Below are 16,123 nucleotides of genomic sequence, written 5' to 3'. Positions count from 1 at the left end.
TTCCTAATTCTTAAGGATTCTTTGCGTTGTATTGGTTCCTGCTACTTTTAAATAATACACACCTGAAGGATATTGCTCTAAGTTGACCTCGTTCTGTACATTGGATATTTCTTTTGTTAATAAACGCATTCCCAAATTATTATATAGCTCGATTGCAAATGATGTGTTGTTATGCGTTTTTATAAAGAAACGATCTTTCGTAGGATTTGGATATACCGTAAATGCTTCATTGAAAATATATTCGCCTATTTCTAAAACTACATTGTTTTGTTCTGGTAAATTTGTATAAAAGTATATATTCGTTGAAGAACTAGGATAAGAAAATCTACCCATAATTACTAATTCATTACTATCAGTAAGTTGAAGCTCATAAGGAATCATTTTTCTACGGTATACTTCTGTTGGATTCCAGATTCCATCACCGTGAAAAGAGGTATCTATGCTTCCCGTACTAGTGAGTTTTCGAAGTTCAAAATCGAATAACCTTACAGCAATATACACTTCTTGAGTCGGCGAAACAGTCATTGCTATGCTTGGAGCAAAAAAATCACTAATAAAATACTGTCCATCACCACTAAAAGTGTTGTCATACGAGCCACTAGCGTTCATTTTGAAAATCCATCTGCCAGTATTACTTCCACTTCCTGGATTACAACTTACGCATTGTTTCGTAGCAGATATATAAATACTTTCGTCATTATTCACATGAAATTCACTTGGATAAAACTCAACGTTTGTACTTGGAGGATTGTAAACAAAAACGCCGTCTCCGCCATCATACGTAGCATCTAAATCTCCTTGAGCCGTATAACGAGCGAGTAGTATGTTGTATCCTGTTGAAGCAAGTGCTAAAATTTTTCCATTGGGAAGAATATGAAGGTCATTTATATAACTATAATCTGGATATAGATTTGCTAATGGAGCGTCTAAAGTACTGGGATCTGTGACACTTATTCCATTAGTACTAAATGTAGAATCGTACGTGCCATTTTCATTCAATTTGAGTACAGCCAATTGGCTCACAGTACTATTTTTGATAGTTCCACCAATAAAAATTTTTCCATCAGCGGCAATCACAATTTTAAAAGCATCATTTTTGTATCCATTATCAATGGTTATGATACCATTGGTTCCAAAGTTACTATCTAAAGTTCCGTTTTGCTCAAGACGCATCACGAAGGCATTACGATGATTACTATAGATGTCCATATCAACAAAACCTGCCAGAATAATTTTACCGTTCGCATCTATTTCAATATCACGAACTCTTTGCCTTACGGCGGAACCAAAATCGTATAACAGAATACCATTAGTTCCAAACGTAGCATCTAGTACACCGCTAGCGTCATATTTGGCAATGAAAAGATGTTCGTAATTATTGTTTTCATCGTCTGCTCTGCCCGCAGCATATAGGTTTCCGCTAGCATCAGTCGTTGTTGCGTAGCTAAATATATCAAAGCCCGCATACGAAGTTCTTATAAAGTTATATGTGTCTAAGTTTTGTGAAAATGAAGTATTACAGGTAATAAGAAACACACATAAGAGTGTGTAAAAATATTTCATAGCAATCAATTTGATTTAAAGGTATGGAAAAATCGAATTACTTTGAAAAAATGTACTTCTATTTTACAATATTACAAGAGAATCAAGAAAAAAGTCGACATTCGGGTAGTCGACTATATTTCAATTGTTTGAGGGAATCACAATGAGAGTACTTATGCTTACTCTGCTTTATTTTTGACTACCAATCGGAAACCTTCTCCGTGAATGTTTAAAATTTCAACATCTTCGTCTCTTTTCAAATATTTACGAAGTTTTGCAATATACACATCCATTGAACGTGACGTAAAATAATTGTCATCTCTCCAAATTTTAGTCAACGCTAATTCTCTAGGCATCAAATCATTTTCATGTAAAGCTAATAAACGAAGTAGTTCATTTTCTTTTGGTGATAATTTGATTGGTTCTTCCTCATCAAAAGTTAAGAAACGAAGTTTTGAGTTTAAATTAAATCTTCCAATCTCAAACTCAAATTGTTTGCTATCTGCAACAGAATCAGATGTTTTACGTTGCATGATTGCTTTGATCTTCATCAATAATACTTCAGAGTCGAAAGGTTTATTTAGGTAGTCGTCTGCTCCTACTTTGTAGCCTTTCATCACGTCTTCTTTTAATGCTTTTGCGGTTAAGAAAATGATGGGAACCTCGCTGTTTTTTTCACGAATTTCTTTAGCAAGTGTGAAACCGTCTTTATAAGGCATCATCACATCAAGTATACAAAGATCGTAATTGTCTTTTTTGAATTTTTCAAATCCTTCCATTCCGTTCTTTGCATGAACCACATCATAGTCGTTCATTGATAGATAATCCTTTAATACAGTTCCAAAATTCGGGTCATCTTCTACTAATAAAATTTTTTTGTTTTGAATCTCCATGTTAGTTACGATATTAATGGTAATTTGATAATGAATGTACTTCCTTTGCCTTTCTCACTTTCCACGCTAATGTGACCTTCGTGATCGTCTACAATGCGCTTCACGTAAGCTAAACCAAGTCCGTGACCTTTAACATTATGTATGTCACCTGTATGTTCTCTATAAAATTTTTCAAATATTCTTTTTTGTACTGATTTGGACATTCCTTGTCCTTGATCTTTTATTTTAATCAATATATGATTCTTTATATTTTCTGTATAAATATCAATTTTAGGTTCTCCTTCAGTATATTTTACAGCATTATCTAATATATTGACTAATACATTGGTAAAGTGAGTATCATTTGCCATCACTTCTGAGCCAACGGCTTCTAAATGTGTTTTTACATATCCTTTTCGATCTTCTACAATCAATTCTATATGTGACATTGCATCTTCGATTAAATCGTGCACATCAATTGCTTCTTTACTAATTTCCAACTGATTTTTTTCTAATTTGGAAATACGTAATACGTTTTCTACTTGCGCATGCATACGTTTGTTTTCTTCACGAATCATTCCCAAATAGCGTTTTACTTTTTCCTTATCATCAATAATCTTTGGATTTTTTACTGCATCTAACGCTAAATTGATTGTTGCTATCGGTGTTTTAAACTCATGCGTCATGTTGTTGATGAAATCTGTTTTAATTTCAGATATCTGTTTCTGCTTAATTAACTGATATAAAGCACTTGAATATGCGATGATAATAATTAACGTAAAAACAATCGACATAATAGCCATTCCCATAATAGATGACAGTACGTATTTATTCTTTTTGGGAAAACTCACAAATAGCGTATAGCCACTTTTTCGATCTTCTTCTTCAAAGAGTGGCACATCGTACATTCCGTCATTATCTATTTTAAATCCATCAGACTTAATCTTTGTTGCCAATCCGTCATCATATACGCCAAATTCAAAATCCAATTCCAAGTGCATTTCATCTAAATACGCTTGCAATAAAAATTCTAGTAAATCATTTGATATACGTTGATGAATAGGCAATTGCCGAGTTAGTTCGTTAATAACGTCATTATATTTTGACATTACTTTGGATACGTTATTGACTTTTTTGAATTTTTGAACAGGCGTTAATTTAAAGTCTGTATTATCAAGTAAATCTTCTCGATAAATCGTACGAGTTTCAAAACGCATGTAGTTTTTTACAGAAGTACTGTCGTCTTCAGTTGTATTGTCAATGAACGTAGGGAAAATATTAAAATCTTCTTCAATAATCCCTCTAGTGTAAATACTTATTTCATTATTCTTATCGTCTCTACTTTGTATTTGAAAGATATTGGTTACTTGAACATCTTTAGGCTCTCCTACACTATCAATCAGTTTTTGAAATTTCAAGTAATATCTACGATTTTCAGCATCTGCAACTCTTTCTGCTACATTGGTCAGAATTTGATTAGCATTTAGTGAAAAAGATTCCTGCTTCTCTTTTACCGCGGAAGCAATCCAATATCCTTGAACAAAAATAATTCCAACGAGCGATAGACTCATCAAAATGACAAGGACAATAAATAATCGTTTACTCATTTAATCAAAATTAACGTATAATCTTGGTTATAATAACTTTTTAACCAAACCTTAACAAATATGTATGTATCGTCAAATTTTCTCACTTGCGAGCGTTAATTCTCCATGTATTTTAAGTACTTGTTCTTTGGCTTTTTCCAGATCATCATTATGAATCACATAATCTGAAAGAGCTATTTTTTTCTCGTCTGTCCATTGCGCATCCATCCGTTTTTGTATAGCTTCTTTGGTGGTATGATCTCTTTGTAATAGGCGTTCAAAACGTTTTTCTAATGGAGCTACTACCGTAATAATTTTATCACATTGCGTATACGATCCGTTTTCAAAAAGAATCGCAACTTCTTTGATTATGTAATTTTCCGCATGATGTTCTCGATACCACTCTTCAAAATGCTGTCCGACACGCGGGTGAACAATCGAATTGATTTGTTGTAATTTTTCAGGCTGATTGAAAACGATATTGGATAGGTAACTTCGATTCAGTTCTCCATCAATATATGTTTCTTTACCAAAAGCTTTGATCAACTCTTGCTTAAGTTCATGCGAAGTATGCATCAGTTTTTTTGCCTCAATGTCAGCAATATAAATAGAAACTCCTAGCTCATGAAACATTTTTGCTATGGTTGTTTTTCCACTTCCAATCCCGCCTGTAAGTCCAACTATCATTTTTTTATTAAAAAGTTTATTTTTTGATTTTCAACTCGATACGATTTTACCTTTTTAGGCACTTTCTCTAATTGAGGTATAAAAAACGAGTTTTCCGTATTTTCTATGCTTTTGTAATCACAAAAAATTGCAAAATCGTTAACGGTAATATCATTAAAATCAGATACATTGGCTGTATAGGTAACCGTAACTTCGTTTGGAAACAGTTTAATTGAATATCCTTTAGGCAAATTTCGAACACGCAAAGGAACTGTTAATTTTCCTTCGGTAAATTTTTCTACTTTTGCGATTACATTTACCCGATATTGTTCATAGCTAATACGATCTAGAGAATCGTTTTCCAATAATGTTAGCTCCTCTTTTATATTAGAACTAATATTTTTTATGATTTTTTTTTCCGTATATATAGTATCTATTTGCGCCATCACATCTTCTGGTCCTGATACATTGATATATGCGGGTTCAATTCGCAAAGAATCATATAAGTTATAGCCTTTTTGAAATTGCACTTTTAAACGATGTACCACAGGAACTCGCTTGGTTACGTTCTTTCCTAATTTAACATATAAAGTGTCTGGGGAAACTCTCAAAATCTCAACTCCTTGATATAGATGCTTATTTATAGCCGCGTCAGATAAGACATAAAAAATATCGTCTGTTTTTGTTTTAGAAACCTTTTTAAGATCTACTTCAATTTCTTTTTTAAATAACTTTTGACGCAAAATTCGGAAACCGCTGGCTTTTACTTGCGCTTGCAGCATATTTTGTTGATTTCCTAATAAAATTTTATCCTCTGATAGATTCGTATAAGCTACCTTCATCGTGATTGTGTCCGTATATATATTAGATAACTTCACTAATGTCCACACAATGAAAGAGATTAAGAAAAAGACTAAAAATACATTGATTTTTCGCCTTTTTAATAATACAGAGATTGAATGTAGTGCTCCTTTTGACATTGGCTATTTTTTAAAAAATAGTTTAGGAAATCGTTTTTGAGGATCTTGTTTGAACACTTTTACTGCTATGGTTGACTTCAAGAAACCTAAACCGTATCCGTAAAATTGTATACAAACTGCGATAAGTGACAAGAAAGCTATTTTTATACTTTTTGTTACACGTAAAGCATCCAATACGATGAGTATAAAATATACAGCATATCCAATTAAAAACCAATGAAAATGGAAGAATAAACTTCCTAGTACAGAAATAAGTAACCCAAAACAAAATAATGTGGGAAACCAATATGTAATCTTAGCGGTATGTGGATGCCACGTATTTAAGATAGGTCGCACCATTCCAAATTTACGTACTTGCAGATGAAATTTTTCCCAAGAAATACGTCTTTTATGATATACAAAAGCTTGTGGAATTAGTTTTGTTTCAAATCCTGCTTTCCAAATTCTAATGGTTAGATCAGGATCTTCTCCTGGGTGAATTTGTCCAAAGCCACCTGTTTTTTCAAAGGCTTTTTGAGAAATTCCCATGTTAAAACTTCTTGGTTGAAATTTATCAACAGCTCCTTTTTTACCACGAATACCGCCCGTTGTCAAAAAAGCAGTCATTGCATAACTGATTGCTTTTTGAATGTCAGTGAATGAGTTATGTGCTGCATCTGGTCCTCCAAAACAGTCCACATACTCTTTTTCTAGTGCCTTATAGACTTCTGCCAAATATTGAGGAGGTAATATGCAATCTGAATCAAAAATTAAATAATAATTCCCTTTAGCTCTTTGCATACCATAATTACGAGAGTCACCAGGACCAGTATTTTCTTTGAAATAATAACTTATATTTAGCTTTTGTTGATATGAAGCAACTACGTCTCTCGCTGGTAGCGTAGAACCATCTTCTACAACAACAACTTCAACATTACCAGGAAATGTCTGTTTGGATATACTCGCTAAAAGTTCGTCGACCTCATCAGGTCTGTTATATACTGGAACTATTATGGAAAAATTAATTTGCATATCGCAAATATAACTAAACAAAAAAAGCTGTTCACTATGGAACAGCTTTTTAATATAATGAATAATTTTATAAATTATTTTGCGAATTTCACGATTGAAGTTCTTCCATTTTCTAATGTTACTCTTGCAAAATATACGCCGTTTTTAGCAGCTCCTAAATAAGCTTCTCCAGAAGTATCATTAGGATTAGCAGTTCCTATTACTTGTCCCATCAAATTATATACTTCAATTGAGTTAATATTTGTTTGAGCCATTACAACAAAGCTATTATTAGATTTGTTAACATAGTGTAAGAAACCTCTAGCTTCAGCAGATTCAACTGATAACGGTGCACAAGTTACATTAGCAGACCATCCTGGTCTAACAACAGATCCATCTGAAGTAAATACGAATGTTAAACATCCTGAAGGATCAGAAGAAACGATTGTCATTCCTTGTAAATCTCCTGTACCTGCTGCTGGTGTATCATTTCTATCAAAACACCATATTGTTCCACCACCAGCTGGATCAATTGTTGGTGCTGTATTATCTGGTCCGTCGTAGATAGTCAATCCATCGTAACATGCAGTTGCTCCATTATTTTCAGTAGAGAAAAATGTGAACTCAACGTTTACAGCGTCTCCTGCCATATCTGGACAAATAGTATATGTAATATTCTCATTACTTGAGTAGTTTCCTGAGTTTCCTCCAGAATCTAAGAAGATACCATTAGTACAATCTGGCGGAACTGCTACATACGGAGTACTGAATGAAAATGGTCCTGCCCACGCAGAAGTTCCATCTACACCGCAATCTGCCTGCACATAGAATTGATAGCTATTGTCTCCTACAAGTCCCGTTGCATTATAAGGATTAGTCATTACTCCAGAAGCTGTTGGTGTTCCTGTTGCAGTACCTCCAGCAGTTACGTCAACAAGCTCAATATTCCAACTAGTAGCTGCTCCATTTTCTGTCCACCCTAAATCTGCAGAAGTTTCCATGATATTAGTAGCCGTTAATGCTGATGGTGTTGGACATGTTTCTAATGTTGTAAAGCAGAAAGGTCCAGCCCATGAAGAAAATGTTCCTCCACCACAATCAGCTCTTACATAAAAGCAATAATCGTTATTTTGTGTAAGTCCCGTAGCAGTGTAAGGATTAGTTACTCCTGAAGCAGTTGGTGTTCCTGTTGCCATTCCACCTCCCGTAATATCTACGATTTCAATATCCCAAGCTGTTGCTGTTCCATTCTCTGTCCATCCTAAATCTGCCGTAGCATCTGTAATATTAGAAGCTGTTAAAGCATTAGGCGTAGGACAAGCAGGTAATTCATCAAATACGACATTATCAATAGAGATATCTCCTTCAAAACTACCAACTCCAGTTCCTCTGAAAGTTACTGTAATTTGCTGACCAGCATACGCTGATAAATCTACCACTGCTAATTCCCATGGTGTTGTAGCTGATGCTTGTTGCTGTCCTGATAATGTCCAAACATTGGTAGTTCCGTTTACAAGAACATCTAAAGTTCCTATTTGTCCACCGAACATGTGATAATTAAATGTTAATGAAGGTGCTGTTAATGGAGTTAAATCAACTAAAGGCGATAATAATTCTGCTACATTTCCTGCTGCTGATCCAGAAGCTTCTATATAAAAATAGTTTCCTGTAGTAATTGTTGGATCTGGCCCAGTTCCTCCTGAACCTGTATCAGTTCCTGGCGCAGATTCCCAAAAATAAGATGGTGAATTTGTTGCTGTCCAACAATTTTGAGAGGTAAAAGCAGAAGTTGATGTTGTAAAAGTTTCAAAATCTTCTGTGTAAGGTGCGTTAATTGGCGCACAAGCTGTTGTAAATGTAAAAGGTCCAACCCAGTTAGAAGTTCCTCCTGGTCCGCAATCTGCTCTTACATAAAAATCATATGCAGTTTGTGCAGTAAGACCTGTAGCTGGATAAGGGTTCATCGCTGTAGAAGCCGTTGGTGTTCCTGTAGGAGGAGTTCCATTAGTTACAATTTCAACATCCCAAGCCATTGCTGTTCCACCTTCTGTCCATCCTAAATCTGCCGCAGTGTCTGTAATATTAGAAGCTGTTAACATAGAAGGATCAATACATGATGGTGGAGCTGCAGACGTAATTGTTGGTGACTCTACACACCAACCATATTGCCATCCTCCTTGGTCATTGTATGAAACACGGTATTGGAAGCCTGATAATTGCGTAGCAGTAAATCCAGAAATATCAAGTACTGATGAAGTGTATGCTTCTGAAATTGTACAGTTTTGATAATCTGCTACCGTTGTAGTATTTCCAGAGAAAACTTGTAATTGAGACCAAGTCATTGCATCTGCATCATATACTTCAACAGCTAATACGTCTCCTCCTAATGGATAATACGTAAAGTTACCGCTTACCGTAATCCAAGTTTCACCTGCTCCACTAGCAGCTGTCAAATCAATTACTGGTGACGTAGCTATGATGTTGTCTGATGAACCGTTTCCTGCTGCATCATCATCAAAGATGAAACTAGCTCCAGTAGTAGTAGGATCACCGAGTAATCCTCCAGCAGTATATGTACCGGAAAGTGACCAAGCGGCATTAGGCCAATTGGCTGGTTGATTTAATGTTTGTGAGATACTAAAAGAAGTACCTAACAGAAACATTAATACAAAAAGTTTTAGTGTAATTTTTTTCATAAAAAAGTTTGATTTTTGTTAGTTAGTTGAATATCAGTAGAAATTACCACATTTTTTTTGAATCAAACATGTTAATATCGATGAAAGAATGCATTTTGTCGATAAAATACATAAAAAATGATATTTCCTACATTTTATTTTTACATTATTTTAACATTATTTTTTTATTAAATACGGTCTTTTCTCCTAAAATTTTAACCATATAATAACCTGATGCAAGATGTGAGATTTGGATAGCTTTTTTGCTATTAATTATCCCCTCTTGTACTTGTACCCCTTTACTGTCAAAAATAAAGTATTTGTAATCATAATTATACGTAGATTTTAACCAGATATCTCCCTGACTTGGGTTAGGATACAACTGAATTTCAGCAACCGATTCAAACTCATCAACAGCAAGTGGATTACTCCCTTCTGTAATATGCAACCTTTGGTTTGGCGTTACGTTATATACAATATCTTGTGCTCCTCCAAGCCATGTCACTTTTACATAATCAATAGTGGTATTTGTTCCTATTCCAAAAAATTCGGTACTTGAATTTTGAGCTATATATCCTTCTCCACATATTGTGTAGCGATATTGAGAAGTACCTCCACTACTCAACTCTATCAAAGCTCCTACACCTTGTTTATTACTTATAGTTCCTTCTAGATCTACTTTTAGCCAGTTATTGGTTGTCACAGTTTGATTTTTCCACAAGAAGATATCATCATTTGCAGAGTTACTCACAATTATCTCAGGAAAACCATCGTTGTCCGTATCTCCAATTGCATTTGAATAACTTTCGCGAGTATCTCCTTGAAATCCTGTCGTTGTAGGCGAGCTAAAAGTGCCATCGCCATTATTTTTGTAAAAGGCAGCAGAAGGAATCCCTGGTACAGAACCATCAAGAGAACCACTAACGTATAAATCTAATTCACTATCATTGTCGGCATCTAGAAAAACGGCTCCCCACGCTACACCTCCAAAAATAGTTCCTGTGCTCAATGCAATGTTTGTGAATGTCCCATCACCATTGTTTCGCAAGAAGTAGTTTCCTTGTATTCCATTAGTAACGTATATGTCAAACCAAGTATCACTATCAAAATCGCCAATAGTTACAGACATTGCATCAATGGCTAGGTTGGTTCCCGATTGCTCACTCACATCTGTAAATGTACCATCTCCATTATTTTTATATAAGATATTTGTGGTATTGGTTTTGTCATTTGCCATATAAATATCCTGCCAGCCATCATTATTGTAATCAAAAAATGCAGCACAAAAAGAAAAATGACTTCCTGGATCAATCCCTGCTGCGACGCTTACATTTGTAAAAGTACCATCTCCATTATTTCTGTATAAATAGTTGGATTGAGGAGAACTAATCTCTCGGTTACAGAGGAATACATCCAAATTTCCATCATTATTATAATCACCCCAAGAAGCACCAGAATTATCTTGCGCAACAGTTGGTAAACCACTGGTAGCCGTAACATCTACCAGCGTTCCTGTGTCATTTCTATATAAACGGCTTCCGTCTGCATTGGAAGATACATATAAATCTTTATCTCCATCATTGTCAAAATCAACCCAAATGACTTGTTTTTGTTGACGGGTATTGTTGATTCCCAAAGAAGTATCTAGCGAAAACGTTCCATCTCCATTATTTTTATACATTTTTATAGGATCTCCACTTTGCGTTCCAATAGTAATATCATCCCAACCATCATCATTATAGTCGCAAAAAGAAATTCCGCTTCCTAAGAAAATAGTTCCACTGTAATCTCCAACTCCAAGTGTCGTTGCTTGATTTTGATAGTAAATTTGCGCATTTAACGAAAGTGAAGCACATGCAATAAGTAAAGAAAAGTGTAGTTGTTTCTTCATAGGATGTCGGGAATTAATAGTTGAATTCGAGACAACTAATCTATTAAAACAACTTTTATTTAACAAATATTTAACGCACGTACATCTATGAACTACAATTAGTTTTCAGTTTTTGGGTGAATTCTTCGCTATGTCACACCAACTACCATAAAAAAATGCCTTTACAAATTGTAAAGGCATCGTATAAATATGATTTGTATAAATGTTATTCTTCAGTAAATCGCTCAATCACTTCCTGACTCACACCTGTATTTGAAAATCCTCCGTCATTGTATAGATTTTGCATGGTTACTCTTCGTGTTAAATCAGAAAATAAACTAACCGTATAATTAGCGCAGTCCATTGCAGTAGCATTTCCTAAAGGAGACATTTTTTCTGCATACGAAATAAATCCGTCAAAACCTTTTACTCCTTGTCCTGCAGTAGTTGGTGTTGGTGATTGTGAAATTGTATTTACACGTACTTTTTTGTCTTTTCCAAAGAAATATCCAAAACTACGTGCGATAGATTCTAAATACGACTTGTTGTCTGCCATATCATTGTAATCTGGAAACGTACGTTGCGCCGCCATGTAAGTAAGTGCTACAATGCTTCCCCACTCGTTCATTGCATCAGCTTTGTACAAAGTTTGCATTACTTTATGAAAAGAAACTGCAGAAACATCCCAACCTTTAGTCATCCAATCATAGTTCAAGTCGGTATAGTGTCTTCCTTTTCGAACATTTACAGACATTCCGATAGAGTGTAACACAAAATCAAGCTTTCCTCCTAGAATCTCCATTGATTTTTCTACTAAGTTTTGGATATCTTCTAAATTTGTTGCGTCTGCAGGAATAATTTCAGAACCTGTTTTTTCAGCTAACTCATTTATTTTTCCCATACGCATCGCTATTGGAGCATTGGTTAATACAAATGTTCCTCCTTCTTCGTGAACACGTTCAGCAGTTTTCCATGCGATAGAATTTTCATCTAACGCACCAAATATGATTCCTCTTTTTCCTTTTAGTAAGTTATATGACATGCTTCTTCTTTTTAGTTGTTTAGTGGTTCAAATATATGGTAAAAGATTGAATTGATCGTTTTCTCACGAACGAATCTTATTATGCTTTTAATAATTCCTTGGCATTTGCCAACGCAGAGTCTGAGATCTTTGCTCCGCTTAACATCTGCGCTATTTCTTGTATACGTTCTTCTTGTTGTAATTGTTTTAAATGTGTAGAAGTAACATTATCAATATCTTTTTTGTACACTTTATAATGTTGTGCTCCTTTGGCAGCAATTTGAGGTAAATGCGTAATAGAAAATACCTGCATACTCTTGCTCATTTCTTGCATAATGATTGCCATTTTGTTAGCTACTTCTCCAGAAACTCCTGTATCAATTTCGTCAAACATGATAGTAGGTAACAACATATATTTTGAAAGGATTGCTTTGATGCATAGCATAACGCGTGATAATTCTCCGCCAGAAGCAGCCTTTTTCAATTCATTAAAATGCCCTCCTTTATTTGCAGCAAATAAAAATTGTAGTTCGTCCATTCCATTGCTAAAAAAACGATTCGCAAACTGAACATCAATTTTAAAACGAGCATTAGGCATACCTAGTGTAGCAAGCATTGTTTCCAATTGTGTTGTTAATGCAGGGATATTTTCAGTGCGCTTTTTATGAATCGTTTTTCCTATATGAGTTAGTTGTTTTTTTAACTCATTCAACATTTTTTCTTTGGCTTGAATTACCTCATCAATAGTAGCCGAAGTCAATGCTTTTTGTGATAATTCTCCTTGAATAGTGAGCAGTTCTTCTAAAGTTTGTACTCCATGCTTTTTTTGAAGATCAAAGATTTTCTGAAGTTTTGCAGAAACTTCATCTAATAACTCCGGGTCAAATTCAGTTTCTCCTTGTAGTGTATTCACATCATTGTAAATATCATCCAACTCAATGTATGAACTCTTGATGCGTTCTGCCAATTGTTGAAATTCGGGTGCAATGTTTGATAATTTTCCCGAAGCAACACGCAATTCTGAAAGCAAGTTAAGAATCCCTATTTGTTCATCTCCTAATAATTGTTCAGCAGCACTTAAATTGGTTTTAATTTCTTCTGTATTGTTCAGACGTTCGTATTGCGATTCTAAGTCACTTAGCACCAAACCTTCTAATTTAGCTTCTTCCAATTCCTTTAATAAGAACATGTTGTAATCATGTTCTTTTTCTAGTGCTGTTCGTTCCTCTTGTATCTTTCGCAACTCTTTTTGAGTACGATGATAGTTGGATAATAATTGCTGATAGGAATCAATTTCTTCTGAGATATTTGCCAAGGTATCAATTACTTGAAACTGAAATTGATCGTCAGTAAGTTGCAACGTTTGATGTTGTGAATGAATATCTATAAGTTGAGCACCCAAGTTTTGTAACACGTCCAAACGAACAGGTACATCATTGATAAAAGCTCGTGATTTCCCAGAAGGTAATATTTCCCGACGAATGATTGTGTAATCTTCATAATCGAGATCATTTTCTGTAAAAAAAGTAGTAAGTTGATATTCTTTAACCGCAAATTCTGCTTCAATCACGCACTTACGTTCCTTGTTTTTAAGAGAAGTTAAATCTGCTCTTTTTCCTAAAATGAGAGCCAATCCACCCAAGAGAATCGATTTTCCCGCTCCAGTTTCTCCTGTAATAATTGTAAATCCTTTATCAAATTCTACTTGTAAAGAATCTATTAATGCGAAGTTTTTTATAGAAAGTTTTGTGAGCAATTCGTCAAATTTTAATTTTTAAAATCTAAACACAAAAATAGTGTATTGCTCTAATTTTTTACCAAAATCAGAATTTAATTTTTCCCCACTTAGAAGAGTGAAATGCAGCTACTTTATTAAGAGTTTCTACTAATCGAACCACATTAATTTTAGGTCCACCAGAAAATATACTTTGTATTTCTTCGGCTTTTGCATCAAAAAAGGTTTGCAACAAAAATGAATTTGGTCTACGATTATACAATGCTTTAAAGAGTTCCAACGTTCCACTGATGGCTTCTTTTCCTGCTCTTGGATCATCTGCCATAACATCCAAACCTACACGATGGTAATTATACATTACCGTTCTATATTCTTTGTGTGTATTATTGAGCATATTATCCAATAAAGTCCAACGTGTACGATTGCCATCGGCTTCTTTCCATCCTAAAAAAGGACTTGTTTGAGATAAATTGACAATTTGTTGTGCTTGGGCAAAATAATCAGAACCGCCACGAAGCGAAAACGTATCAGCATCTATACCTAAAATTACGTATACATAATATGAAATTACAGAAACCAGATTGGACGTAAATGCATTTGGATTGTAAACGATTGGCTGAAATTCTTGATAAATAAATCGAAATTGACGATCGTTAAAATTGAATACAGGCGATTCAAATGAAGAGTTATATACAGGTCGTGATGATTGTACTTGAATCGTCGCAACAAATTCATCTGAATTGTATTGCGACACATTAATTACCATACTACAATTGATACGTTCCTGCGGAGCAAACTTTTTGTTGGTCCATTGCGTTTTGTTTACAAAATCAGTTAGCGAACGTTCTAATGTTTTGAAAATTTGCTGATTGGTTTGATTGATTTGTTGTGTGTCTACAGTAATTTGACAATTCAATTCTTGTGCAGACATAAAAAGTGTCACACAACAACATAAAATACTTAGTACAAGATTACGCATGGATTTGCTTTAAAATTTCGTTGAATATATCGCTGGCAACTTCAGCTTTACTTTTCAGTTCAAAAGCTAAGGTATTCATTTTTTTATCAATTATCGTAATTTTATTTGTTGGTTTTCCAAATCCAGCTCCTTTGTCATTTAGAGAATTCAACACAATCATGTCTAAATTTTTTCGCGTGAGTTTCCCTTTTGCATTTTCTAGTTCATTATTCGTTTCAAGCGCAAAACCAACTAGAAATTGATTTTTTTTAATTTCTCCAAGAGACGCCAATATATCTTTGGTTTTAACCAACTCTAAGTGTAACGATGTATCGTTCTTTTTTATTTTCTGAGAAGCAACATTTTTTGGTTTATAATCTGAAACTGCAGCAGAAAGTATTGCAATATCAGCCGAAGGAAAATCTGCATGAGCAGCAGTATACATATCATCACCACTAACAACATGCACCAATTGTACAGCACTGTGCTGTATTTGCTGATGATTAGGTCCTGCAACCAAAACAACCTCAGCTCCTAAATTTGCAGCAACTCGCGCCAGCTCAAAACCCATTTTCCCTGAAGAATGATTTCCTATAAAACGTACAGGGTCAATAGCTTCATATGTAGGTCCAGCCGTAATAAGTACTTTTTTACCTTTAAGAGGTAATGAGTTTAAAATATCTTTTTCTATAAATTGTACAATATCTTCTGGCTCTGCCATGCGCCCTTCTCCTACTAAACCACTTGCCAATTCCCCACTGGTAGCAGGAATCATGGTATTTCCAAAACTGGTTAATTTATCAAAAGATGCTTTTGTAGAAGGATGTTTGTACATATCCAGATCCATTGCTGGTGCAAAATACACTGGGCATTTGGCCGATAGATACGTTGCAAGCAATAAATTATCACTCGTTCCTGAAGCCATTTTGGACATGGTGTTGGCCGTTGCAGGTGCTATTAACATGAAGTCTGCCCACAATCCTAACTCAACATGATTAGTCCACACCGCATTTTCATCATCTTCATTAGTAAATGACGAATGCACAGGATTTTTAGATAACGTAGAAAGTGTTAACGGTGTAATAAAGTCTTTAGCAGCAGGCGTCATAATCACTTGGACTTCTGCGCCTGCTTTAATGAATAACCGTACTAGAGAAGCTGTCTTATAAGCGGCAATTCCAGCAGTGATACCTAATAATACTTTTTTGCCCCTTAAAATTGACATAAA

The 16,123-nt window shown here is 34.7% G+C and carries 12 protein-coding genes; all 12 read right to left on the bottom strand.

What is annotated here, in order from left to right:
- Positions 1-3: 3 nt before the first annotated feature.
- Positions 4-1,563, bottom strand: coding sequence for a T9SS type A sorting domain-containing protein (locus tag AA088_RS13045; RefSeq protein ID WP_157547206.1), 1,560 nt, complete (start codon positions 1,561-1,563; stop codon positions 4-6).
- Between the two features lie 158 nt (positions 1,564-1,721).
- On the bottom strand, positions 1,722-2,435 hold the full coding sequence (locus AA088_RS13040; RefSeq protein ID WP_046745461.1) for a response regulator transcription factor: 714 nt from the start codon (positions 2,433-2,435) through the stop codon (positions 1,722-1,724).
- A 5-nt stretch (positions 2,436-2,440) separates the two neighbouring features.
- Complete coding sequence (locus AA088_RS13035; protein WP_046745460.1) at positions 2,441-4,021, bottom strand: sensor histidine kinase; 1,581 nt, start codon at positions 4,019-4,021, stop codon at positions 2,441-2,443.
- A gap of 72 nt (positions 4,022-4,093) precedes the next feature.
- Entirely contained in the window at positions 4,094-4,687 is a 594-nt protein-coding gene (coaE, locus tag AA088_RS13030) for a dephospho-CoA kinase (RefSeq protein ID WP_046745459.1), read from the bottom strand.
- On the bottom strand, positions 4,684-5,646 hold the full coding sequence (locus AA088_RS13025; protein ID WP_046745458.1) for a YbbR-like domain-containing protein: 963 nt from the start codon (positions 5,644-5,646) through the stop codon (positions 4,684-4,686). The genes coaE and AA088_RS13025 overlap by 4 nt, the downstream gene beginning before the upstream one ends.
- A gap of 3 nt (positions 5,647-5,649) precedes the next feature.
- On the bottom strand, positions 5,650-6,657 hold the full coding sequence (locus tag AA088_RS13020) for a glycosyltransferase (RefSeq protein ID WP_046745457.1): 1,008 nt from the start codon (positions 6,655-6,657) through the stop codon (positions 5,650-5,652).
- Between the two features lie 74 nt (positions 6,658-6,731).
- Positions 6,732-9,332 (bottom strand): T9SS type A sorting domain-containing protein, encoded by a 2,601-nt coding sequence (locus AA088_RS13015; RefSeq protein WP_046745456.1) that lies wholly within the window; start codon positions 9,330-9,332, stop codon positions 6,732-6,734.
- A gap of 145 nt (positions 9,333-9,477) precedes the next feature.
- Positions 9,478-11,202, bottom strand: a complete 1,725-nt coding sequence (locus AA088_RS13010; RefSeq protein WP_046745455.1) for an FG-GAP-like repeat-containing protein — start codon at positions 11,200-11,202, stop codon at positions 9,478-9,480.
- Positions 11,203-11,407: 205 nt separating this feature from the next.
- Positions 11,408-12,223 (bottom strand): enoyl-ACP reductase FabI, encoded by an 816-nt coding sequence (locus tag AA088_RS13005; protein WP_046745454.1) that lies wholly within the window; start codon positions 12,221-12,223, stop codon positions 11,408-11,410.
- A 79-nt stretch (positions 12,224-12,302) separates the two neighbouring features.
- Positions 12,303-13,958: a DNA repair protein RecN gene (gene recN, locus AA088_RS13000; protein ID WP_046745453.1), complete on the bottom strand. Its 1,656-nt coding sequence runs from the start codon at positions 13,956-13,958 to the stop codon at positions 12,303-12,305.
- Between the two features lie 67 nt (positions 13,959-14,025).
- Complete coding sequence (gene porD, locus AA088_RS12995) at positions 14,026-14,916, bottom strand: type IX secretion system protein PorD (protein ID WP_046745452.1); 891 nt, start codon at positions 14,914-14,916, stop codon at positions 14,026-14,028.
- Entirely contained in the window at positions 14,909-16,120 is a 1,212-nt protein-coding gene (coaBC, locus tag AA088_RS12990) for a bifunctional phosphopantothenoylcysteine decarboxylase/phosphopantothenate--cysteine ligase CoaBC (RefSeq protein ID WP_046745451.1), read from the bottom strand. Before coaBC ends, porD begins: the two co-directional genes overlap by 8 nt.
- Positions 16,121-16,123 lie beyond the last annotated feature (3 nt).

It is taken from the genome of Kordia zhangzhouensis (assembly GCF_001005305.1).
Classification (GTDB): domain Bacteria; phylum Bacteroidota; class Bacteroidia; order Flavobacteriales; family Flavobacteriaceae; genus Kordia; species Kordia zhangzhouensis.
This window is presented reverse-complemented; position numbering and strand designations above follow the sequence as displayed.

Excerpts from the sequence above, each read along its gene's own strand:
- AA088_RS13045 (WP_157547206.1), bottom strand. The coding sequence starts at position 1,563 with ATGAAATATTTTTACACACTCTTATGTGTGTTTCTTATTACCTGTAAT.
- AA088_RS13040 (WP_046745461.1), bottom strand. The coding sequence starts at position 2,435 with ATGGAGATTCAAAACAAAAAAATTTTATTAGTAGAAGATGACCCGAAT.
- AA088_RS13035 (WP_046745460.1), bottom strand. The coding sequence starts at position 4,021 with ATGAGTAAACGATTATTTATTGTCCTTGTCATTTTGATGAGTCTATCG.
- coaE (WP_046745459.1), bottom strand. The coding sequence starts at position 4,687 with ATGATAGTTGGACTTACAGGCGGGATTGGAAGTGGAAAAACAACCATA.
- AA088_RS13025 (WP_046745458.1), bottom strand. The coding sequence starts at position 5,646 with ATGTCAAAAGGAGCACTACATTCAATCTCTGTATTATTAAAAAGGCGA.
- AA088_RS13020 (WP_046745457.1), bottom strand. The coding sequence starts at position 6,657 with ATGCAAATTAATTTTTCCATAATAGTTCCAGTATATAACAGACCTGAT.
- AA088_RS13015 (WP_046745456.1), bottom strand. The coding sequence starts at position 9,332 with ATGAAAAAAATTACACTAAAACTTTTTGTATTAATGTTTCTGTTAGGT.
- AA088_RS13010 (WP_046745455.1), bottom strand. The coding sequence starts at position 11,202 with ATGAAGAAACAACTACACTTTTCTTTACTTATTGCATGTGCTTCACTT.
- AA088_RS13005 (WP_046745454.1), bottom strand. The coding sequence starts at position 12,223 with ATGTCATATAACTTACTAAAAGGAAAAAGAGGAATCATATTTGGTGCG.
- porD (WP_046745452.1), bottom strand. The coding sequence starts at position 14,916 with ATGCGTAATCTTGTACTAAGTATTTTATGTTGTTGTGTGACACTTTTT.
- coaBC (WP_046745451.1), bottom strand. The coding sequence starts at position 16,120 with ATGTCAATTTTAAGGGGCAAAAAAGTATTATTAGGTATCACTGCTGGA.